The organism is Kribbella lupini (assembly GCF_039529595.1).
Lineage (GTDB): Bacteria > Actinomycetota > Actinomycetes > Propionibacteriales > Kribbellaceae > Kribbella > Kribbella lupini.
Genome location: NZ_BAAANC010000003.1, coordinates 1170363 through 1189842 on the forward strand (window position 1 = coordinate 1170363; position 19480 = coordinate 1189842).

A 19480-nucleotide genomic window follows, 5' to 3' on the forward strand; every position below is an offset into this window, starting at 1 on the left:
ATGGTTGTCACTACCGATCCCTCTCTCGAGCCGAAGGACCCCGCGATGGACCACGCCCACCCGACCCGGACCACGCTGCCCGGGATCGGCACCCGCTACGACCTCGTCACTGAGGGCGGCAAGCACGTGTCGATCGTCGTCCACGAGGACGGCCGGCGGTTCCTGGGCTTCCACGATCCCGACGACGACGACAACTGCACGAACTCGGTCCCGCTCGACGCGGCCGAGGCCGGCGCGCTGGCCCAGTTGCTGATCCCGACGCCGATCGACCCGCTGCGCAACGACCTCGAGATCGACCTGGTCACCGAGCAGATCCCGATCACCGGCCGTTCGCCGTACTCCGGCCGCACGCTCGGCGACACCCAGGCCCGCAGCCGGACCGGCGCCTCGATCGTGGCCGTGCTGCGGCGGACCGGCGCGACGCCGTCGCCGACACCGGACTTCCGGTTCACCGTCGGCGACACGCTCGTCGTGGTCGGTACGCGTGAAGGTGTGGACGCCGTCGCCGACCTGATCTCGGGAGGCTGACGTGCATGACATGACGATGCTGTTGATCGAGCTCGGTGCGGTGATCCTTGCCCTGGGCATCCTCGGCCGGATCGCCGGGCGGGTCGGCTTCTCGCCGATCCCGCTCTACCTGCTGGCCGGGCTCGCCTTCGGCCACGGCGGCCTCCTGCCGCTCGACGCGAGCGAGGAGTTCGTTGCCACCGGCGCCGAGATCGGCGTGATCCTGCTGCTGTTGCTGCTCGGGCTGGAGTACACGGCCGCCGATCTGGTCAGCACGCTGAAGACGCAGTACCTGTCCGGCGTCGTCGACTTCGTCCTGAACGCCCTGCCGGGCGCGGCGGTGGCGCTGATGCTCGGCTGGGGTCCGGTCGCGGCGGTCGCGCTGGCCGGTGTCACCTGGATCTCGTCGTCGGGCGTGATCGCGAAGGTGGTCGGCGATCTGGGTCGGCTGGGCAACCGCGAGACGCCGGTGATTCTCGGGATCCTGGTGCTCGAGGACCTGTCGATGGCGGTCTACCTGCCGATCCTGACCGCGCTGCTGGCCGGCGTCGGGCTGGCCGGTGGGAGCATCACGCTGCTGATCTCGCTCGGCACGGTGAGCATCGTGCTGTTCGTCGCACTGCGGTACGGGCGGATGATCAGCCGGGCGGTCTCCTCGGACAACCCGGAGATGCTGCTGCTCGTCGTACTGGGGCTGACGCTGCTCGTCGCGGGCATCGCGGCGAAGCTGCAGGTCTCGGCGGCGGTCGGTGCGTTCCTGGTCGGGATCGCGCTCTCGGGCGAGGTCGCGCACGGCGCGCGGAACCTGCTGAGTCCGCTGCGCGACCTGTTCGCGGCGGTGTTCTTCGTGTTCTTCGGGTTGAGCACGGACCCGGCGGACATCCCGCCGGTGCTCGGCGTCGCGCTGGCGCTGGCAGTGTTCACCGGACTGACCAAGATCCTCACCGGCTGGTACGCCGCCAGGCGCGCCGGAATCAAGACCGCCGGGCGGTGGCGAGCCGGCGGGACGTTGGTCGCGCGCGGTGAGTTCTCGATCGTGATCGCGGGGCTGGCCGTCGGGGTCGAGCCGCGGCTGGGTCCGTTGGCTACGGCGTACGTGCTGATCCTGGTGATCCTCGGGCCGGTCGCCGCGCGGTACACCGAGCCGGTCGCGAAGAAGCTGTCGAGCCGGCGGAAGACGGCGCCTTCCCCGGCGGTGCCGGCCCAAGAGCGTCTCGACGACCCGGCCAACACCGGGAGCTGACTATCTCGGGTGGTTGGCGCGCTGGTTGAGCTCGGCGAGCTCGACCGTCTGCTGGATGCGCCGGGCGCGGGTGTCGGGGCGCTTCGCGAGGGCGATCCACTCGAGGATCAGGCGCTTGGACGACGGCGGGAACTTGGCGAAGTGCTTGCCTGCCTGGTCGTTCCGGTCGAGCTCCGTCTGGAGGTCGGCTGGGACGACCAGGTTCTGCGCCTCGGCGAGGACGTCCCACACGCCGGTCTGCTTCGCCCGCTCGATCACCGCGGCGCCGGCGGGTGCCATCAGGCCTTCCGCCGTGAGCCGGGCGACGCGCTCACGATTCACCTTGCTCCAGGTGCTGCGCGGGTTCCGCGGGGTGAAGCACTGGTACGTCGTGGAGTCGTCGCGCTTGATCGTCTTGCTGTCCACCCACCCGAAGCACAACGCGTGCTCGACCGCCGCGACGTAGTCGACCACGTCCGCCGCGCCGCGCCCCACGACCAACCAGACCGACCGCTCGGTCTCGCCGTGGGCCGCCAGCCAGGCCCGCCACTCGTCGACGTCCGCCGGCCGCACCGCCAGCGTGTCCGACATGTCCACCTTCGCCACCGTGCTGCTCATCTCCGGGGTCCTCTCGCTTGCCGTCTGATTCCACTGTCGCGCAGATAAGTGCTCACCCAATGAGCACTTATTTCGGAGGATGATCGGTGCCATGGATGAGACACCGGACAGCGAGCAGTACGTCGAGCAGTACTCCGACGAGAGCCGCGCGGCGCTGCGGCTGCGCACCGACGAGTTGATCGAGGGCCTGCGGGCGCACGCCGACGTGCTGCTCGGTCTGCGCGGTGGCAGCGCCGAGAGGGAGGACCTGTTCACCGAGAACGCTGCCCTCGGCAAGCTGCTCGGCGCGTGGGACCACGCCGTCCTCGATCACACCGGCACCTTGGTGTCGCCCGACGGTGACGACGAGGACGACTTCGACGACGAGCCGGAGGACGACGGGCCTGTCGCCGTACTGACGCTGGTCACTCGGGTCGATCTCGGCGTGCGCGACACCGAGGAGCTGCTGACCGCCGGGCGGGCGGCGCATCGGAGGCTGCAGCCGGAGGAGAACGCGGCGGACGCGCTCGTCGCAGTCAACGACGAGGCCCAGGCGGTGTACGCGTTGCTGCACGAGGCGGGCGAGCCGTGGCTGGATCTGCCGGGCACCGGCCTGCTCGCGGCGACCCGCCTCTACGTCGCACCGGACGACTACGAGCAGCCGGGCGACCTCGTCGACAGCGCCGAGGACGGCGAGGACGACGACGTGTCCGCCGAGGCGATGGTCGACGAGGTCGGCGTGCCGGAGGGGACGCTCTTGTTCAGCGAGTCGTGGGCCTAGGGAGATACGCCTAGAAGAGGGCGTCGCCGCGTTCGAGGTCGAGGAGTTGCTGTTTGCGGGGCAGGCCGCCGCCGTAGCCGGTGAGGCTGCCGGTGGAGCCGACGACTCGGTGGCACGGGACGATGATGCTGATCGGGTTCTTGCCGTTGGCGAGGCCGACGGCCCTCGACGCGGTCAGCGGCTTGCCCAGGGCAAGGGCCAGTTCGCCGTACGTCGTGGTGGTGCCGTACGGGATGTCGAGCAGCGCGGTCCAGACCTCTTGCTGGAAAGGCGTTCCGACCGGAGCGAGCGGGACGTCGAAGGTGGTGCGCTCGCCGGCGAAGTACTCGGTGAGCTGGTCGACGACCTTGGGCAGGATCGTGTCGTCGCGGAGGCCGAACGTTTCCAGGGCCGGGCGGTGGCGGTGCTGCTCCAGGTAGAGGCCGACCAGCTCGTCGGCGGGTGAGCCGACGAGGGTGAGGTCGCCGATCGGGCTCTCCAGTACGGCGTACGGCATGTCAGGGCCGGGCGATGCGGTAGAGGACGTGCCGCTGCAGGCGGTGGCCGTCGGGCAGGCGCGGGTGGTCGAAGTCGCCGGCCTCGTCGTGCGTCATGCCGATCTTCTGCATCACCCGCTGGGACGGGAGGTTCGTCGTCGCCGTGAAGGAGACGATCTCGTCCAGCCCGGCCGGGCCGAAGCCGTGGTCGAGCGCGGCGAACGCCGCCTCGGTCGCGTAACCGTTGCCCCAGGCATCCTTCGACAGCCGCCAGCCGATCTCGACCGCGGGCATGAAGTGCGCGTCGAACGACGGCCGGGACAACCCGGTGAAGCCGATGAACTTCCCGGTCTCCTGGATCTCCACGGCCCACAGGCAGAAGCCCCAGGCGTCGTACTGGGTCATGATCCGGTCGACCAGCCCGTCGCTCTCCTCGCGCGTCATCGGCGCGGGGAAGTGCTCCATCACCGCCGGGTCGGCGTTCAGCGCCGCGAACGGCTCGCGGTCGGCGTCGCGAAAGGGCCTGAGCAGGAGCCGGTCGGTCTTCAGGGTCTCGGTCATCTCACTCCGTCGGGATCTTGTTGATGGCATGGTCTCCGGTCGCCCACAGGTACTGGACGGCGTACGCGCGCCACGGCCGCCAGGCCCGGGCGTGCTCGATCAGCGGTTTGGGGGCCTCGGGCAACCCGAGGTCGCGGGCGGCGTACCGGATGCCCAGATCGCTAGCCACGAAGGCGTCCGGGTCACCGAGCGCGCGCATCGCGATCGACTCGACCGTCCACGGGCCGATGCCGGGCAGCGCGGCCAGCTGCGCGCGGGCCTGGTCCCAGTCGCTGCCCGCGCCGAGGTCGATCTCGCCGGCCGCGAGGGTCGCGATCAGCGTGGTCAACGTCGTACGGCGTGACTTCGGGAACGCCAGCGTCTCCGGGTCGAGCCCGGCCAGCGCCTGCATCGTCGGGAACAGGTGGGTCAGGCCGCCGGCCGGGTCGTCGATCGGTTCGCCGTACGCCTGGACGAGACGGCTCGCGTGCGTCCGCGCGGCGGCCGTCGACACCTGCTGACCGAGCACCGCCCGGACGGCGAACTCCTCGCCGTCGACCGTCCGCGGCACGCGGCGGCCCGGCGCCTTCGCGATCAGCGGCGCGAGGAACGGGTCCTCGGCGAGCAGCTCGTCGACGGCGATCGGGTCGGCGTCCAGGTCCAGCATCCGGCGGCAGCGGCTGATCGCGATCGCGAGGTCGCGCTGGTCGGTCAGCGACAGCTGGCAGGCGATGTGGTCGGGCATCGGCCGCAGCGACACGACGCCGTGGCCGTGCGGAAGTCGCAGGGTCCGGCGGTAGGCGCCGCCGTACCACTCCTCGACACCCGGTACGCCGGTGGCGATCAGGTGGCCGAACAGGTTGTCCGGGGTGAGCGGCGCGCGGAACGGCAGTCGCAGCGAGATCGTGCCCGGGGCGGTCGGGTGCGAGCCGCGCTTGGCCCGGCCGCGCAGCTCGCTCGGCGACAGCGCGAAGACTTCCTGGACGGTCTCGTTGAACGTGCGGACGCTGGAGAACCCCGAGGCGAACGCGACGTCGGCCATCTGCAGGTCGCTGGTCTCGATCAGCATCCGCGCGGTCTGCGCCCGCTGCGCCCGCGCGAGGGCGAGCGGGCCGGCCCCGAGCTCGGCCTGGAGCTGACGCTGCACCTGGCGCACGCTGTACCCGAGGTGGGTGGCGAGGCCTGGCACGCCGTCGCGGTCGACGACGCCGTCGCTGATCAGGCGCATCGCGCGAGCGACCAGATCGGCGCGGTCGTTCCACTCCGGGGAGCCCGGGCTGGCGTCGGGGCGGCAGCGCTTGCAGGCGCGGAAGCCGGCCTGCTGGGCCGCGGCGGCGCTCGGGTAGAACCGCATGTTCTCGACCTTGGGCGGGACCACCGGGCAGCTCGGGCGGCAGTAGATCTTCGTGGTCAGCACGGCGGTGAAGAACCAGCCGTCGAACCGCGCGTCCTTGGACTGGACCGCTCGCACGCACCGCTCGACACATTCGTACACGCAGACCAGCATCGCGGGCGGCGCCGACAGTTTCTAGCGGATTTGCGCCATCGAGGTGTGGCGGGAAAACGACGTGAGGTCCTGGTGCCGTTTTCTCGCCAGCCGGGCGGGGGTGCGGGGCGGTGGAGTGGACGTCGTACAGGACTTCCGACGAAGGAGAATCATGAACGACCTGACGGGCAAGCTGGCGCTGGTGACCGGTGGGAGCCGCGGGATCGGCGCTGCTACGGCGATCGCGCTCGCTGCGGCCGGGGCTGATGTGGCGATCACCTACCAGAGCGCGGCTTCGGACGCGGCGGATGTGGTGAAGCAGATCGAGGCGGCCGGGCGGCGGGGGTTTGCCTTCCAGGCTGATGCTGGGGATGCCGCGGCGGTTGAGGAGATGGTCGGGCGAGCCGTTGACGCGCTGGGCGGGCTCGATGTGCTGGTGAACAACGCGGGCGTCGGGACGAGCGGTCTGATCTCGGAGGTTGCTCTGGACGAGGTGGATCGGGTGATCGCGGTCAACGTGCGTGGGGCGTACGTCGCTGCCCGGGCTGCTGCCGCGCGGTTGGCGGACGGCGGGCGGATGATCCACGTCGGCAGCACGATCGCCGAGCGAAACGCCGGGCCGGGGATGACGCTGTACGCGCTGAGCAAGTCGGCCGTCGTGGGGATGAGCAAGGGGCTCGCCCGGGACCTGGGGCCGCGCGGGATCACGTCGAACGTCGTACAGCCTGGCCCGACGGACACGGCGATGAACCCGGCCGATGGTCCGTACGCCGAAGCGCAGCGGGGTGCGCTCGCACTGCCGCGCTTCGGGACTCCGGAGGAGGTGGCGGCCTTGATCGTTTATCTAGCCGGACCCAGCGCGGCGTACATCACCGGCACCGAACTCACCATCGACGGCGGCCACGCTGCATGAGGTCGCTCTGTCGGTGAAGCCGTCTACGGTGACCGGATGAAGTTCTCGGTGACCTTCGGGGCGGTGGGCGACGGGCGGGATCCGCGGGGGTTGGCGGATCTCGCCCGGATTGCCGAGGACTCCGGGTGGGACGGGGTGTTTCTCGAGGACTATCTCGCCTACCAAGGCACCTCGCTGCCGACGTACGACCCGTGGATCTGTCTGGCGGCGATGGCTTGTGCGACGAGCCGCGTGCGATTGGGTACGACGGTGACGCCGCTCCCCCGCCGGCGGCCGTGGAAGGTTGCGGCCGAGGCGGTCGCGCTGGATCACCTGTCGGGCGGGCGAATGATCCTCGGCGTCGGGATCGGCGATCCCGCGGGCCCGTTCCTCGGCGGCGTCGGGGAGACGATCGATCCGCGGGTGCTCGCCGAGATGCTCGACGAAGGCCTGCAGGTGATCGACGCGCTGTGGTCGGGCGAGCCCGTTCACCACCAGGGAAAGCACTACCAACTCGACGGCGCCCAACTCACCGCCCGCCCGATCCAGCGCCCCAGGATCCCGATCTGGATCGGCGGCAACTTGCTGCTGCCCGCCGTACGCCGAAGAATCCTGCGCTGGGACGGCTCCTGCGCCTACAAAGGCCCGACCACGGCCTCGCTCCCGATCCTCCCCGAGGACGTCCGCGCCCTGAGGGCCGAACGAGGCAACGACTTCGCCATCAAGGTCAGCGGCGGCGATCCTGCGGCTTTCGCCGAAGCCGGCGCCACCTGGTGGGGCCGCTGGATCGCCCCCGGCCCGCTCGCCGAAGCCGAACAGATCCTCCGCGCCGGCCCTCCACAGCTCTGACCCGGCCGAGCTGTCTCCAGGCGGTGACCTGTTGACAACTCAGGTTCGGGCGGGTGAGACTGCGGGGGAATTTTAACGTTCAAACGGTCGGCTGGTGAGGGGGTCCTGGTGGCTACGCTCAAGCAGGTGGCGGCGCATGCTGATGTGTCGGTGCAGACCGTTTCCAATGCGTTGAACGCTCCGCACCGGCTGCGGCCGGACACGCTCGAGCGGGTGACACGGTCGATCGAGCTGCTCAACTACCGGCCCAATCGTAACGCCCGGTCGTTGCGGACCAGCGCGGTCGAGCTGATCGGGTACTGCGTGCCGAGCTGGCACGGTGGGCAGGCGCATCTGGTGATGGACCAGTTCCTGCACGCCTTGTGCGCGGCGGCGGAGACGACCGGACGGCACATCTTGTTGTTCACGGCCCCTTCCGGCGCCGACGGGATGTCGGTGTACGACGACCTGCACGCGCGGCGGTTGGTGGACGGGTTCGTGCTGTCGCAGACCGAGACGCACGATCCGCGGCACGGGTGGTTGAAGGAGCAGGCGATCCCGTTCGTGTCGTTCGGGCGGGTGTGGAAGGAGTCCACGCAGCCGGGCCCGTACGTCGATGTCGACGGCGCCGGTGGGTGTGCGATGGCGACGCGGCACCTGTACGACGGTGGGCGGCGGCGGATCGGGTTCCTCGGGTGGCCGCGGACGTCGGGGCTGGCGGAGGACCGGCTCACCGGGTGGCGTGACACCTGCGTCGAGCTGGGACTGCCGGTGGACGGGCTCGCGGTGCACTGCGTCGAGGACACCTTCGACGAGGGTGCGCGGGGGGCCGCTTCGTTGCTCGACGCATCCGAACCGGTCGACGCGATCGTTGCCCTGAGCGACGTACTGGCGCTGGGTGCGATGCGGGAACTGAACCGGCGTGGCCTGGCCGCCGGGACGGATGTCGCGGTGACCGGGTTCGACGACTCGCCGCTGGCTTCGGTCGTTTCTCCCGCGCTGACCACGGTGCGCCAGCCGATCGACCTGATCGCCCACGAACTGATCGACATCCTGACTGGTCCGGCCGAGTCCGAGGCGCCGGCCGAACGCCTGCTGCAACCCGAACTGATCGTCAGGGGCAGCTCAGCCCCCGGCTGATGACGCGGTGCGCGAGAGTGCCGCGAGAAGGAGGAATCCTGTCATGGAACCCCGCCCGACAACCTCCCAACCACCCGGCCGCCGTCGAACCCGTACGGCGGGCGCCGGACTGATCGCCGCAGCTCTCCTGGTGAGTGTGGCGACCCAAGCCTCCGGCGCCCCACCCACCGCGAGCGGCGCGGACCGCAGCTCCACCGCAAGCAGTGCGGCCCGCGGAGCCGGCGCGACTGAACTCTCCGAGACCACCCGTCTCTCCGATCGGCGTTCGCTGGTGGTCGGCGATCGGGCCTACGCGATGGGCGACGAGAACGGGCTCTACCCCGCGACCGGGTGGCACACCCGGGGCGAGATGGGTGGGATCTGGTCGCAGCCGATCAAGCTACTGGACGGGATCTGGTTCGGGGTCGACGGGGGCTGGCTCGGGAAGCAGCTTCCGGCGAGCAAGTACACCAGTGGGCACGGGTACCAGCGGATCGACTACGGGAACGGGATTCAGCGGACGGACTTCGTGCCGGACGGGATCCGCGCGACCGTTGTCGGGCTGACCTTCAAGAGCCCGCAGGACAAGACCGTCAAGCTCGACGTCGACGCTCACTCCGAGCTGATGCCGGCCTACCCGTGGGGCGGGACCACGCCCAACGCCGGCCAGGCGAACCTGCCGGACACCGGCTCGTACGCCGACGGCACGCTCCGGTTCCGCGACCAGGGCACGTCGCCCATCCCCAACGCGACGAAGCACGACTACAACGCGCTCGTCGGCTCGTCACTCCGACCGACCGCGCACGCACTCGGTGCCAACCACCGCGGCCCTCAGGACCCCGCCGTGGTGTGCCCGATGGACGGCACTCCCCCGGCGCGCTGTGACGACTCGGCGGTCGGCAAGGGCACCGGCGGGCGCCTGACGTACAGCGTGAAGCTGAAGGCCAACCAGCAGACCACGGTCTGGTTCGCCATGGCCGGCTCCGACGAAGGCCCCGCGGCAGCGTACCGCGAGTACCGCCGCGCCATCGGCAACCCGGAGAAGTTGCTGAAGGCAAAGACCAGGGCACGCGAGCAGATCGCCGGCCAGTCCGCCGTCAACCTTCCCGGCGACAAGCTGCTGCAGCAGAGCGTCGAGTGGAGCAAGCAGAACCTCGCCGACTCCGTCCAGGAAGCCCGCGACCTGCAGATCCGCGACGTCAACGAGGGCAAGGACTACCCCGCCCCGGCCGGCACGGTCGACAGCGCCCGCTGGTTCGGCGCCGGCTTCCCGGACTATCCCTGGCTGTTCGCGACGGACGGCGAGTACACCGCGTACGCCGCGGTCGCGGCCGGCCAGTTCGACACGGTCAAGGCGCACCTGAAGTCCCTGCAGGAGATCAGCGACATCCTGAACCACCGCAGCGGCAAGGTCGCGCACGAGGTGATGCCGACCGGTGACGTCTACTTCGGCTCGAACCAGAGCGCGGGCAACACCGACGAGACGGTGAAGTTCCCGAGCATCGTCGCGCTGCTGTGGCGCTGGACCGGCGACGACCGGTTCCGCGACCAGCTGTACGACTTCAGCGTGCGCAACCTGAAGTACGTGTACCGCGAGCTCGACAAGGACAACGACGGCTGGCTCGAGGGCCTGGCCAACGTCGAGCGCAACGGCATGGGCGCCGAGAAGCTGGACAGCACCGTCTACCTGGCTCGCGGGCTGCGTGACCTCGCCGACCTGGCCGCGTCGAAGCGCGACCAGCAGACGCAGCAGTGGGCGACCACGAAGGCCGAGGACCTCGAGAAGCGGTTCGAGTCCCAGTGGTGGGTCCAGCAGGCCTTCGGGTACGCCGACTCGATCGACGACCCGGCGGATCCCGCGAACGACAACAAGCCGATCTTCCAGCGGCATTGGACCGGCGTCACGCCGATGGAGGCCGTGCTCACGAAGCCGGGCAAGCCGGACGCTCCCCTGGCCTCCCCCGAGCACGCGAAGATCGCGCTCGACCAGCGCGAGAAGGCCTGCTACACCGGCGAATTCGGCCTGTTCCACACCGGTACCGGTCCGACCGCGGACCCGGCCGGCAACCCCGGGCCGTCCTGCGACAGCGTCGTCTCGGCGGTGAAGAGCGAGCGCGCGATCTTCTCGCTCAACACCTCGATCATGGCCGTTGCCGAGGGCAACTTCGGTCGGCTGGGCCGGAACCAGCAGCAGGTCTACACCACCGGCAACGCCCGGATCCAGCTCGACCCGAAGGTGTGGGAGACCCCCGGCGCGATGCCGGAGATCGCGCCGTCGCCGGACGCGCCGGCGAACATCGACCGGCCGTTCACCGACCGCTCGATGGCGCTCCAGGCCTGGGGCGCGTACGGCGTGCTCTGGCCGGTCGTGCACCAGCAGCTCGGGGTCGACCCCGACCTGGGTCACGGCAAGCTGGCCGTCGTACCGCAGATTCCCGGCGGGCAGCAGAAAGTGGCCGGCAGCAACATCAAGGTCGGTCGCGGGTCGGTCGACGTGTCCGCACGCCTTGTGCACAAGGACTTGTGGACCGATGTGAAGGTCAGGGGCGTCCGCGCCGACGTCACGATCGGCGCCGTGCTGCCGGCCGGGGCGAAGGTCGCGAAGGTCTCGGTCGACGGCCGGAGCACTTCGTACCAGGTGGTGACCACGAGTCGCGGGACCGAGGTCAGGGTCGCGGCCCACGGCTCCTCGACCAGTGTGAGAATCACGGTGAAGTAAGGCAGAACGTGAAGCTGGGCCCCTCAGAGTATGAGTCGGAGGGGCCCAGCAGAGCTGAAGGAAGGTGACGTCTCCAGCTTCCCGAAGCGGATCCGTGGAGTCCGGCAGACCCCGTCACCGGTCTACCTCGGTGGGGATCCCCACCGCAAGGGGCCTCGGTTTCCGTTCGACCCGCCGTTCCGGATGGAACAGCGTGTCGACCTTTCTACCGCCGCGACCACGTGCGGCACAACCCTTTCCCGAAAGCTGGTACGGCGAGTTCGCGAGTTGCCGCGTGTCGTCCACAGTGAGTGCTCGCCCGTCCACAGAAACCGTTGCGGTTATGCACACCCCCTGTGCATAAGTCACTCCCAGCGGAAGAACCGGGCGGCCGCGGCGACACAGGCGACGATCGCGACGACGAGCGCGATCAGGCTGACCGTTCCGGGCCACTGCCCGGACCACGCGTCCTGCAGGCTGGTCATCCCCGCGCCCATCGGCGTGACGTCGCGCAGCCAGCGGATCGACTCCGGCATCAGGTCGCCGGGGGTCCAGACGCCCGCGAAGAACATGCTCGGGAAGATCAGCAGGTTCCCGACGATGCTGGCCGCCTTCGCGGTCGGGACCAGTCCGGCGATCAACAGTCCGATGCTCAACTGAGCGATCGAGTAGAGCAGCGCGGCGACCGCGAAGGGCAACGGCGCGCTCGGCAGGGCGGCGTCGAAGAACACCGCGCCGGCTCCGAGGATCAGGCCGATCACCAGCGCCGCGGCGATCAGGTGCAGCAGCAGCTGCGCGACCAGCAGCTTGACCGGTTTCACCGGCGTGGTCGACATCCGCCGCAGCACGCCCTTCTCACGGTAGCCCGCCAGGATCATCGGCAGCGTCGCGAACCCGAGCAGCCCGATGCCGATCCCGATCGCCATCGTGGGCAGGAAGCTGACCGGGATCCCGTCCCCGGGGGCGTCGTCGCCGTTGATCAGCGAGAAGATCGTCAGCAGCCCGAGCGGCAGCACGAAGACGAAGAACAGCCCGGCGGGGTCGCGGACGAACAGCTTGGTCTCGATCCGGGTCAGGGTCAGGGTCTGGCTCATCAGTTCGCTCCTTCGAAGTTCTTGCCGGCGAGCAGCAGGAAGGCGTCGTCCAGCGTGGTCTGCTCGGTGTGCAGGTCGATCGGGGCCAGCCCGCGGGCGGCCAGTTCGGTGACCACGGCGACCAGGACGTCGTCGTTGCCGGTGACAACGAACCGGTCGTTGTCGACGGCGACGGTCTTGACCGCCGGCAGCGCGGTCAGCACCGCGTGGTCGGTCAGCGGCGCGGGCAGCCGGAAGGTGATCCGCTGCTCGGACCGCGCTGCCTCGACCAGCCCGGCCGGGGTGTCCAGTGCGACCACGCGACCGCCGTCGATGATGGCGATCCGGTCGCAGAGGTGCTCGGCCTCCTCCATGAAGTGGGTGACCAGGATGATCGTCACGCCGGTGTCGCGGATCTTGCGGACCAGCTCCCAGGTGTCGCGCCGGGCCTGCGGGTCCAGACCGGTGGTGAGCTCGTCGAGGATCGCGACCTTCGGGTTGCCGACCAGGGCGAGCGCGATCGAGAGCCGCTGCTTCTGCCCGCCGGACAGCTTCGCGAAGGCGGTGTTCTGCACCTTCGTCAGGCCGAGCTCCGCGAGCAGTTCGGCCGGGTCGCGCGGCGCCGGGTAGAACGACGCGTACAGCTCCAGAGCCTCGCGGGCCTTGATCTTGTCGGGCAGCTCGCTCGACTGCAGTTGTACGCCGACCAGCGAGGTGATCTCGCCGCGGTTGGTGTGCGGGTCGAGGCCGGCGACGCGGACGGAACCGGCGTCCGGCGTACGGAGTCCGGCGATCGACTCGACCGTGGTGGTCTTGCCGGCGCCGTTCGGGCCGAGGATGCCGAAGATCTCCCCCGGGTGGACGGTCAGCGAGACGTCGTCGACGGCGACCGTCGCGCCGTAGGTCTTGCGGAGGTTGCGGACCACGACCAGGTCGTCGGCAGCAGCGTTTTCGGGCATGGCGAAGCCTTCCGTCGTACAGGTGGAGGTGAGGTGAAGGGGTGCGGAGGGATCAGCCCTTGGTCGGCCGGACGCCGAACGAGCGGATCATCAGGTAGCCGAAGTACAGGCCGAGGGCGCTGACCGCCAGCACTCCCGGGACCGCGACGGCCAGGGCCGGACGGTGGTAGCCGGTGTTGGCGAGCGCTTCGGCGAGCCACTGCGCGACCAGCAGGAACTCCGCGGCGGCGGCCGGCAGCAACGTCACCGGCAGCAGCAGGAGTCCTTTCCAGGCACCGAACCGCATGAAGGCGAGGCCGGTCAGCCAGCCGGCGACCTCGTGCGACAGGACCAGCAGGAAGAACTCGAGGAAGATCAGTCCGACCTGCGAGGTCTTGGTGAACAGGTGCGGATTGGCCAGGGTCTGCGTCCAGCCCTGCCAGGCGTAGACGACGTGCTCGATCTGGTAGACCAGCACCCAGAGCAGCGCCGTACCGGTCGCGGCGCCGACCAGGAAGATGGTCGCGGCCAGCGAGAACATCCGCCGGGTGATGCCGAGCGAGACCATCAGCGTGAAGAACGCCGGCCCGATCGTGATGCCGACGGCCAGTGAGAAGTACTTCGGCGACTGCGTGCCGTAGTCCCAGATCGAGTGGCTGTCGCCGTCGGTGAGGAACTGGATGACCAGGCCGGCCACCAGGAACCCGAGCACCATGATCACCCAGTAGCCGCCGAGCATCGGCGTCAGCCCGACGCGCATCGCCTGCAGCACCCGGCGCAGGCGCTGTCCGGAGGTGACCCCGTTCGGCAGGGTCGCGGCCGGGCTGGTGGTGGCGCTCATCGCCGTGCCTCCTTCGACGGAGCCGGTGTGGTCAGGTGGACGAACAGGTCCTGCAGGCCGACCTGGCCGACGTCCAGTCCGGCCGAGCGAGCCTTGGTGAGCAGGGCCTCGTCGAGGTCTCCGAGCACGGTGACCGACTTGGTCCCGCCCAGCCGCTGCTCGGCCAGTACGTCGAGGCCCGCGGTGAGCTCGTCGACCACGGCCGCCGGACCGACCAGCGACGCTCCCCGTCCGCGCAGCGTGTCGACCGGCGCCTGGGTGACGAGCCGGCCGCGATCGAGGATCACGACCTCCTCGAGCAGCGCACTGACCTCGCTGACCAGATGGGTGGACAGCAGGATCGTCCGCGGGACCTCGGTGTAGTCGGCCAGCAGGACGTCGTAGAACAGTTCCCGGGACGGGACGTCCATCCCCAGGTAGCTCTCGTCGAAGATCGTCAGCGGCGCCCGGCTGGCCATGCCGAGCACGACGCCCAGCGCGGACCGCTTGCCCCGGGACAGCTTCTGCACCTTCTTGCCGGTCGGTACCTCGAACTTGTCCAGCAGCTCGCCCGCCAGGTCGTGGTCCCAGTACGGCCGCAGGCTCGCGGCGTAGTCCAGGACCTGCTTGACCCGGACCTGGTCGACCAGGTCGCCGGACTCCCGGATCAGGCAGATGCGGCTCGTCACGACAGCGTCCTCGTACGGCGTACGTGCCGCGCCGAGGTCGCCGCCGCTGATCAGCACCCGGCCCTCGTCGGGCTTGCGGAAGCCGGCCAGGAGGGCGGCCAGCGTGCTCTTGCCGGATCCGTTCCGGCCCAGCAGCCCGTGGATCTTGCCCGGCGCCAGCCGGAGGTCGAGGCCGTCCACGGCGGGAACTCCGCCGAACCGGACGGTGAGGTTCTCGGTCCGCAATTCCAGGGCGTTCACTGCTCCTCCTTCTGGATGTGCCGGACGATCTCGGGGAGCGGGACGCCGATCGCCTTGGCCTCGGCGATCATCGGGTCGACCACGTCGGAGAAGAACGCCTCCCGGCGGCCGCCGCGCAGCAGGTCGCGGGCGTTCGGGCTGACGAACATCCCGATCCCGCGCTTCTTGTAGAGCACGCCCTCGTCGACCAGCTGGGCGAAACCCTTGGCGGCGGTGGCGGGATTGATCCGGTAGAACGCGGCGTACTGGTTCGTCGACATGACCTGCTCGTCCTCGGCGAGGGCACCCGTGACGATGTCGTTCTTGATCTGCTCCGCGATCTGGAGGTAGATCGGGCTGCGATCGTCGAACATCGTGGTCCCTCATCTCTCCGGGTCGTGGGCGAACGTCAGGGTAGCGCGGTTCGTAGGTTCATTACTTAACTAATGAACCGTAGCACCGACGAACCCCCTGACGTCAAGCCCTGAGGTCGAGCCCCCGTCCGGCTAGCCGCCCGAGCTCGCGGCGGCGTTCTGCGCCTGGACCGCCTTGCGCAGGGCCGGGCCGACCGGACCGACGCGGATGGTGAGCTGGGCGAGGCGGTCCTTGTGCTGCTTGCGCTGGTCCTTGGACAGCACCGGCTTGAGCTCGCCGGTCGCGGCCAGAACGACGAGCGCGGCGTCGCGGAGGTCGACGCGGGTGACCAGGCGGGCCGGGCGGAGGGTGTCGGTGGCGGCCTGCAGCAGTTGACGGCGTACGAGCGGCTGGCGCAGGGTGATCCGCTCGGCGGGGAAGACGAGGAAGCGGCGGTAGGGCTCGACCTTGATCAGGTGGTTGCGCTCGAGCTCGTCGCGGACCATCGGGAGCGCGTGGCGGGCACGGCGTTCGATCCAGTACTTCCAGCGCTTGCGGGGACCGGTGTCGATCTCGGTGAGGACGTGCTCGGCGAGCGGGGACCGGGTCGGGCCGACGGTGGCGACCACGCGGCCGTCGTCGTCGGTGAGGCGGCCGGCGAGGTGGAGGTCGGCGAGGGCCGCGGCGCGGAGCGTGAGACCGAGGCGCGAACGGCTGCCCAGCTTGCCGGTGGTGGGGTCGAAAGCCAGCAGGTAAAGGCGTTCGGGCAGACCTTCGGGCGGTGCACCCTTGCTGAGGGCAACGACCGCACGGGGTCGCTCGGGGCGAGGGCGAGGGGTGCCGGCAGCCGGCGTACCGGGACGGCGGTCGAGGCGAGCGTTCATGATTCCTCCTTGCGGGGGCGGCCCGGGCGGCGCATCTTGCCGACCTCCCCGGGCAGCCGGCCGGCGTCCGCGAGCGCACGCCGGAGCAGGAACTCGATCTGGGCGTTGGTGCTGCGCAGCTCGTCGGAGGCCCAACGAGCCAGCGCGTCGTGCACCACGGGATCCAGCCGGAGCAGGATCTTCTTGCGTTCGGTGGCCATCGGAGTTACTGGTACAGGGAGCCGGTGTTCACGACCGGCTGCGCGTCACGGTCACCGCACAGCACCACCAGCAGGTTGCTGACCATGGTCGCCTTGCGCTCCTCGTCGAGGTCGACGACGTTGTTCTCCGACAGCCGGTCCAGCGCCAGCTCGACCATGCCGACCGCACCTTCGACGATCCGCTGCCGGGCGGCGACGACCGCGCCGGCCTGCTGGCGGCGCAGCATCGCCTGGGCGATCTCCGGCGCGTACGCCAGGTGGGTGATCCGCGACTCGATCACGTGCACGCCGGCCGCCTGCACCCGGACGCCGATCTCGGCCGACAGGGTCTCGGTGATCTCGTCCGTACTGTCCCGCAGCGACAGGCCACCCTCGTCGGTGTGCACGTCGTACGGGTAGGAGTTGGCGATGTGCCGGACCGCGGTCTCGGTCTGGATCGCGACGAACTCGACGAAGTCGTCCACCTCGAACAGCGCCTGCGCGGTGTCCTCGACCTGCCAGACCACCACCGCGGCGATCTCGATCGGGTTGCCGTCGGCATCGTTGACCTTGGCAACGGCCGTCTCGTGGTTGCGGATCCGGGTCGAGACCGGCTGCCGGACGGAGATCGGGTTCACCCAGCGCAGGCCGTCGGTGCGGATCGTTCCGGCGTACCGGCCGAGGACCTGCAGCACCCGCGCCCGTCCGGGCGACACCGGCGTCAGCCCCGCCGCGAGGATCACGCCGGCGACGAACAGGACCGACGACACGATGATCAGCGCGAGGTTCTCCTGGGTGACTCCCACGATGAACAGCACCACCGCGGCGATCACCAGCACCAGCGACAGCCCCAGGACGGGCCAGCCGTTCAGGTCCCGGGCCGACCGCTCGGTCACCTTCGGCTTGGGCATCTCCACCATCACGTCAACGTCAGCAGTCATCATCCAGCTCCTCCGGGATTCGATGTCTCGAAGGTAGCATAGTGATATCAGTTTTTGAAAGCACGGATCGGACCGACGAGGCTGCGAGAGGGACTACGTGAGGGGCGGGGTCAGCTGATCGGGCGGGCCAACCCCGTGAGGGCTTGTTGCCAGTCGCCGGCGACCGACGCCGGGAGCGGGTCGATCGGGCCGTCGTGCCAGGCGTGGACGGGGCGGATGCCGTGCAGCGCGTTGAGGAGCCAGAGCTCGTCGACCTCGGCGAGGTCCTCGGGGCGGCGGGCGGTTTCGGCCACCTCGACGCCTCGGGTCGCGGCCAACTGCCGGATCAGGCGAGCGGTGACCGAGGGGAGGAACGGCCGGCCGGACGGCGGGAAGTGCAGGGTGTCACCTTCCCACCAGGCCAGTGCCGAGTACGCCGCTTCGACGGCGATGCCGTCGGCGTCCATCAGCAGCACCTCATCGGCTCCGCAGTCGGCTGCGGCCTCGGCCTTCAGGGCCCCGAGGGCTTCCAGGTCGGGCCCTTTGACGAACGGCTGCGTGCGCGGATCAGCACCGCTGTGGACGGCGACGCGGATCCGGCCGCCTTGGGTAGGGGCCGGGCGCAACTGCACGGACAGGCCGGAGCCGGACAGCTCGAAGCGAGGGAACCACCGCCCGAAGCCGGGGAACCGGCCGACGTGGTCGTCGAAGAACGCTCCCGCTCCGGACGCCCCCAGCGCGGCGCACGACGCGGTGAACCGCTCCCGGTGCAGTTCCAGACCCCGGACCTGCCCGTTGTGCACGAGAAACGAATCGGCGACCAGCACGGAGTTCACCCCGACCTTCCCAGCGTTGCAGCGGCCTTCAGCACCATCTCGTCGTACTCGTCGGCGGGATCCGAGTCGAGCACGATCGCCCCGCCCGCGCCGATCACGGTCTCGTGCGGCGTCAGGACGGCGGTCCGGATCACCACGCTCAGGTCCGCGCGACCGTCGACGGTCAGGTAGCCCAGCGCGCCCGAGTAGACCCCGCGCGCACTCGACTCCAAGGCGTCGAGGATCTCCATCGTGCGGATCTTCGGTGCCCCGGTCATCGATCCCGGCGGGAAGCACGCCCGCACGGCGGCCACCGCGTCCACGCCGTCGCGCAGCTTCCCGCGCACGGTGGTGACGAGCTGGTGCACGGTTTGGTAGCTCTCGACAACCATCAGCCGCGGGACCTGGACCGTCCCCGGTTCGCTGACCCGGCCGAGGTCGTTGCGAATCAGGTCGACGATCATCAGGTTCTCGGCGCGGGTCTTCTCGTCCTCGGCCAGCGCCTTCGCGACCAGCTTGTCCTGCGCGGGGTCGTCGGACCGCGGCGCGGTGCCCTTGATCGGCCGGCACTCGGCCCACCCGTCACCGTCGACCGCGAGGAACCGCTCCGGCGACGAACTGGCGATCGCGAGCTCGCCGTACCGCAGGAAGGCCGAGTACGGCGCGGGGTTGGTCGCGCGCTGCCACAGGTAGAAGTCGAGCGGCTCCGGGACCGGTGGGAGGCGGACCCGGTTCGTCAGGCAGACCTCGTAGGTCTCGCCGGCCTCGAGCGCGGCCATGCAGGCGTCGATGCCGGCCAGGTACGTCGCGCGGTCCTGCTCCAGGTGCTGCTCGACGTCCAGCAGCGAGATTGCCGGCGGATCCACCCAGCCCATCCACCACGACGCCGTCGTCGCTTCTGCCTCGTCGAGCCAGTTGAGCGCACCGGTGTCGTCAGCGGTGTGGACGGCGACCAGGTACGAGCGATCCTGGTCGTGGTCGATCACCACGAACCGGTTGGCCCAGATCCACAAGGCGTCCGGAGTCTGCGCTGCGTGAGCCGCGACGCCGCCGGTGAGGGATTTGAGCTCGTAGCCGAAGTAGCCGACATAGCCGCCGTTGAAGACCTCGGCGAGCTCGGCCGGTCCATCGGTCCGGCGGGCGGCGAGACGGGCCTGGAGCTCGGCGAACAAGTCACCGTCGTCGACGTCCCGGACGATCACCTCGGCGTCCGGCCCGGCGCTCGTCCCGAGCACGGAGATCCGCCGCAGCGACCGGTCGGTGAGGCTCCCGTCGAGCCAGAACGCCACCGGCTCGGCGGCGAACAGCTCCCGGTAGACCGACTCGCCACCGAGCGCGTGGTCGACCGAGCGAACGGACCAGGTCAGAGCGGGCACAGCAGAACGGTACCTACTCGCCCGGCCGACCGCGGCCCGGTCTCGCCGCGGAGATGCCCGGGCGGAC

21 protein-coding genes are annotated in these 19480 nt (G+C 70.0%); 7 read left to right on the forward strand and 14 right to left on the reverse strand.

Annotated features, from left to right (window positions below):
• Positions 1 to 45 precede the first annotated feature (45 nt).
• Together ABD235_RS31810 and ABD235_RS31815 are read left to right on the forward strand one after the other, a co-directional pair.
• Positions 46 to 528: a cation:proton antiporter regulatory subunit gene (locus tag ABD235_RS31810; protein WP_344180901.1), complete on the forward strand. Its 483-nt coding sequence runs from the start codon at positions 46 to 48 to the stop codon at positions 526 to 528.
• Between the two features lie 10 nt (positions 529 to 538).
• Complete coding sequence (locus ABD235_RS31815) at positions 539 to 1750, forward strand: cation:proton antiporter (protein WP_344180903.1); 1212 nt, start codon at positions 539 to 541, stop codon at positions 1748 to 1750.
• Here ABD235_RS31815 and ABD235_RS31820 read toward each other — a convergent pair whose 3' ends face one another.
• Positions 1751 to 2347, reverse strand: a complete 597-nt coding sequence (locus ABD235_RS31820) for a YdeI/OmpD-associated family protein (protein ID WP_344180905.1) — start codon at positions 2345 to 2347, stop codon at positions 1751 to 1753.
• A 91-nt stretch (positions 2348 to 2438) separates the two neighbouring features.
• On the opposite strand from ABD235_RS31820, the gene ABD235_RS31825 reads away from it, so the two are divergent.
• On the forward strand, positions 2439 to 3107 hold the full coding sequence (locus tag ABD235_RS31825) for a hypothetical protein (protein WP_344180907.1): 669 nt from the start codon (positions 2439 to 2441) through the stop codon (positions 3105 to 3107).
• A 10-nt stretch (positions 3108 to 3117) separates the two neighbouring features.
• Here the strand turns inward: ABD235_RS31825 and ABD235_RS31830 are convergent, their stop codons facing one another.
• From ABD235_RS31830 to ABD235_RS31840, 3 genes are read right to left on the reverse strand one after another with little or no spacing between them, the layout of a single operon-like run.
• Positions 3118 to 3603 carry a methylated-DNA--[protein]-cysteine S-methyltransferase gene (locus tag ABD235_RS31830; protein ID WP_344180909.1) on the reverse strand — a complete coding sequence of 162 codons (486 nt, stop codon included), beginning with the start codon at positions 3601 to 3603 and terminating at the stop codon, positions 3118 to 3120.
• Between the two features lies 1 nt (position 3604).
• Positions 3605 to 4144, reverse strand: a complete 540-nt coding sequence (locus ABD235_RS31835; RefSeq protein WP_344180911.1) for a GNAT family N-acetyltransferase — start codon at positions 4142 to 4144, stop codon at positions 3605 to 3607.
• Between the two features lies 1 nt (position 4145).
• On the reverse strand, positions 4146 to 5618 hold the full coding sequence (locus ABD235_RS31840) for an AlkA N-terminal domain-containing protein (protein WP_344180913.1): 1473 nt from the start codon (positions 5616 to 5618) through the stop codon (positions 4146 to 4148).
• A gap of 163 nt (positions 5619 to 5781) precedes the next feature.
• Here ABD235_RS31840 and ABD235_RS31845 point away from each other — a divergent pair, with 163 nt between their 5' ends.
• From ABD235_RS31845 to ABD235_RS31860, 4 genes are all read left to right on the forward strand, one after another.
• The gene (locus ABD235_RS31845) at positions 5782 to 6522 is read left to right on the forward strand and encodes an SDR family oxidoreductase (protein ID WP_344180915.1); all 741 of its coding nucleotides are present in this window, start codon (positions 5782 to 5784) and stop codon (positions 6520 to 6522) included.
• 36 nt (positions 6523 to 6558) lie between these two features.
• Positions 6559 to 7350: an LLM class flavin-dependent oxidoreductase gene (locus tag ABD235_RS31850; protein WP_344180917.1), complete on the forward strand. Its 792-nt coding sequence runs from the start codon at positions 6559 to 6561 to the stop codon at positions 7348 to 7350.
• Positions 7351 to 7458: 108 nt separating this feature from the next.
• Positions 7459 to 8469, forward strand: coding sequence for a LacI family DNA-binding transcriptional regulator (locus ABD235_RS31855; protein WP_344180919.1), 1011 nt, complete (start codon positions 7459 to 7461; stop codon positions 8467 to 8469).
• 43 nt (positions 8470 to 8512) lie between these two features.
• Positions 8513 to 11167, forward strand: a complete 2655-nt coding sequence (locus tag ABD235_RS31860) for a glucosidase family protein (RefSeq protein ID WP_344180921.1) — start codon at positions 8513 to 8515, stop codon at positions 11165 to 11167.
• A gap of 344 nt (positions 11168 to 11511) precedes the next feature.
• On the opposite strand, the gene ABD235_RS31865 is transcribed toward ABD235_RS31860, so the two are convergent.
• From ABD235_RS31865 to pabB, 10 genes are all read right to left on the reverse strand, one after another.
• Positions 11512 to 12240 carry an ABC transporter permease gene (locus ABD235_RS31865; protein ID WP_344180923.1) on the reverse strand — a complete coding sequence of 243 codons (729 nt, stop codon included), beginning with the start codon at positions 12238 to 12240 and terminating at the stop codon, positions 11512 to 11514.
• Entirely contained in the window at positions 12240 to 13178 is a 939-nt protein-coding gene (locus tag ABD235_RS31870; protein ID WP_344180925.1) for an ABC transporter ATP-binding protein, read from the reverse strand. The genes ABD235_RS31865 and ABD235_RS31870 overlap by 1 nt, the downstream gene beginning before the upstream one ends.
• Before the next feature lie 52 nt (positions 13179 to 13230).
• Positions 13231 to 13998 (reverse strand): hypothetical protein, encoded by a 768-nt coding sequence (locus ABD235_RS31875; protein ID WP_344180926.1) that lies wholly within the window; start codon positions 13996 to 13998, stop codon positions 13231 to 13233.
• The gene (locus ABD235_RS31880; RefSeq protein ID WP_344180928.1) at positions 13995 to 14906 is read right to left on the reverse strand and encodes an ATP-binding cassette domain-containing protein; all 912 of its coding nucleotides are present in this window, start codon (positions 14904 to 14906) and stop codon (positions 13995 to 13997) included. The genes ABD235_RS31875 and ABD235_RS31880 overlap by 4 nt, the downstream gene beginning before the upstream one ends.
• Positions 14903 to 15259: a GntR family transcriptional regulator gene (locus ABD235_RS31885; RefSeq protein ID WP_344180930.1), complete on the reverse strand. Its 357-nt coding sequence runs from the start codon at positions 15257 to 15259 to the stop codon at positions 14903 to 14905. Before ABD235_RS31885 ends, ABD235_RS31880 begins: the two co-directional genes overlap by 4 nt.
• 132 nt (positions 15260 to 15391) lie before the next feature.
• Positions 15392 to 16123, reverse strand: a complete 732-nt coding sequence (locus ABD235_RS31890; RefSeq protein ID WP_344180932.1) for a GOLPH3/VPS74 family protein — start codon at positions 16121 to 16123, stop codon at positions 15392 to 15394.
• The gene (locus tag ABD235_RS31895; RefSeq protein WP_344180934.1) at positions 16120 to 16323 is read right to left on the reverse strand and encodes a type II toxin-antitoxin system antitoxin; all 204 of its coding nucleotides are present in this window, start codon (positions 16321 to 16323) and stop codon (positions 16120 to 16122) included. The genes ABD235_RS31890 and ABD235_RS31895 overlap by 4 nt, the downstream gene beginning before the upstream one ends.
• 5 nt (positions 16324 to 16328) lie before the next feature.
• The gene (locus ABD235_RS31900) at positions 16329 to 17243 is read right to left on the reverse strand and encodes an SPFH domain-containing protein (protein WP_344180936.1); all 915 of its coding nucleotides are present in this window, start codon (positions 17241 to 17243) and stop codon (positions 16329 to 16331) included.
• A 110-nt stretch (positions 17244 to 17353) separates the two neighbouring features.
• Positions 17354 to 18058 (reverse strand): aminotransferase class IV, encoded by a 705-nt coding sequence (locus ABD235_RS31905; RefSeq protein ID WP_344180938.1) that lies wholly within the window; start codon positions 18056 to 18058, stop codon positions 17354 to 17356.
• Complete coding sequence (gene pabB / locus ABD235_RS31910) at positions 18055 to 19413, reverse strand: aminodeoxychorismate synthase component I (protein WP_344180940.1); 1359 nt, start codon at positions 19411 to 19413, stop codon at positions 18055 to 18057. The genes ABD235_RS31905 and pabB overlap by 4 nt, the downstream gene beginning before the upstream one ends.
• Between the last annotated feature and the right edge of the window lie 67 nt (positions 19414 to 19480).

Bases quoted from the DNA above. Each gene is read 5' to 3' on its own strand.
- ABD235_RS31810 (WP_344180901.1), top strand. From the start codon at position 46: ATGGACCACGCCCACCCGACCCGGACCACGCTGCCCGGGATCGGCACC.
- ABD235_RS31815 (WP_344180903.1), top strand. From the start codon at position 539: ATGACGATGCTGTTGATCGAGCTCGGTGCGGTGATCCTTGCCCTGGGC.
- ABD235_RS31820 (WP_344180905.1), bottom strand. From the start codon at position 2,347: ATGAGCAGCACGGTGGCGAAGGTGGACATGTCGGACACGCTGGCGGTG.
- ABD235_RS31825 (WP_344180907.1), top strand. From the start codon at position 2,439: ATGGATGAGACACCGGACAGCGAGCAGTACGTCGAGCAGTACTCCGAC.
- ABD235_RS31830 (WP_344180909.1), bottom strand. From the start codon at position 3,603: ATGCCGTACGCCGTACTGGAGAGCCCGATCGGCGACCTCACCCTCGTC.
- ABD235_RS31835 (WP_344180911.1), bottom strand. From the start codon at position 4,144: ATGACCGAGACCCTGAAGACCGACCGGCTCCTGCTCAGGCCCTTTCGC.
- ABD235_RS31845 (WP_344180915.1), top strand. From the start codon at position 5,782: ATGAACGACCTGACGGGCAAGCTGGCGCTGGTGACCGGTGGGAGCCGC.
- ABD235_RS31850 (WP_344180917.1), top strand. From the start codon at position 6,559: ATGAAGTTCTCGGTGACCTTCGGGGCGGTGGGCGACGGGCGGGATCCG.
- ABD235_RS31860 (WP_344180921.1), top strand. From the start codon at position 8,513: ATGGAACCCCGCCCGACAACCTCCCAACCACCCGGCCGCCGTCGAACC.
- ABD235_RS31865 (WP_344180923.1), bottom strand. From the start codon at position 12,240: ATGAGCCAGACCCTGACCCTGACCCGGATCGAGACCAAGCTGTTCGTC.
- ABD235_RS31870 (WP_344180925.1), bottom strand. From the start codon at position 13,178: ATGCCCGAAAACGCTGCTGCCGACGACCTGGTCGTGGTCCGCAACCTC.
- ABD235_RS31875 (WP_344180926.1), bottom strand. From the start codon at position 13,998: ATGAGCGCCACCACCAGCCCGGCCGCGACCCTGCCGAACGGGGTCACC.
- ABD235_RS31885 (WP_344180930.1), bottom strand. From the start codon at position 15,259: ATGTTCGACGATCGCAGCCCGATCTACCTCCAGATCGCGGAGCAGATC.
- ABD235_RS31890 (WP_344180932.1), bottom strand. From the start codon at position 16,123: ATGAACGCTCGCCTCGACCGCCGTCCCGGTACGCCGGCTGCCGGCACC.
- ABD235_RS31895 (WP_344180934.1), bottom strand. From the start codon at position 16,323: ATGGCCACCGAACGCAAGAAGATCCTGCTCCGGCTGGATCCCGTGGTG.
- ABD235_RS31900 (WP_344180936.1), bottom strand. From the start codon at position 17,243: ATGACTGCTGACGTTGACGTGATGGTGGAGATGCCCAAGCCGAAGGTG.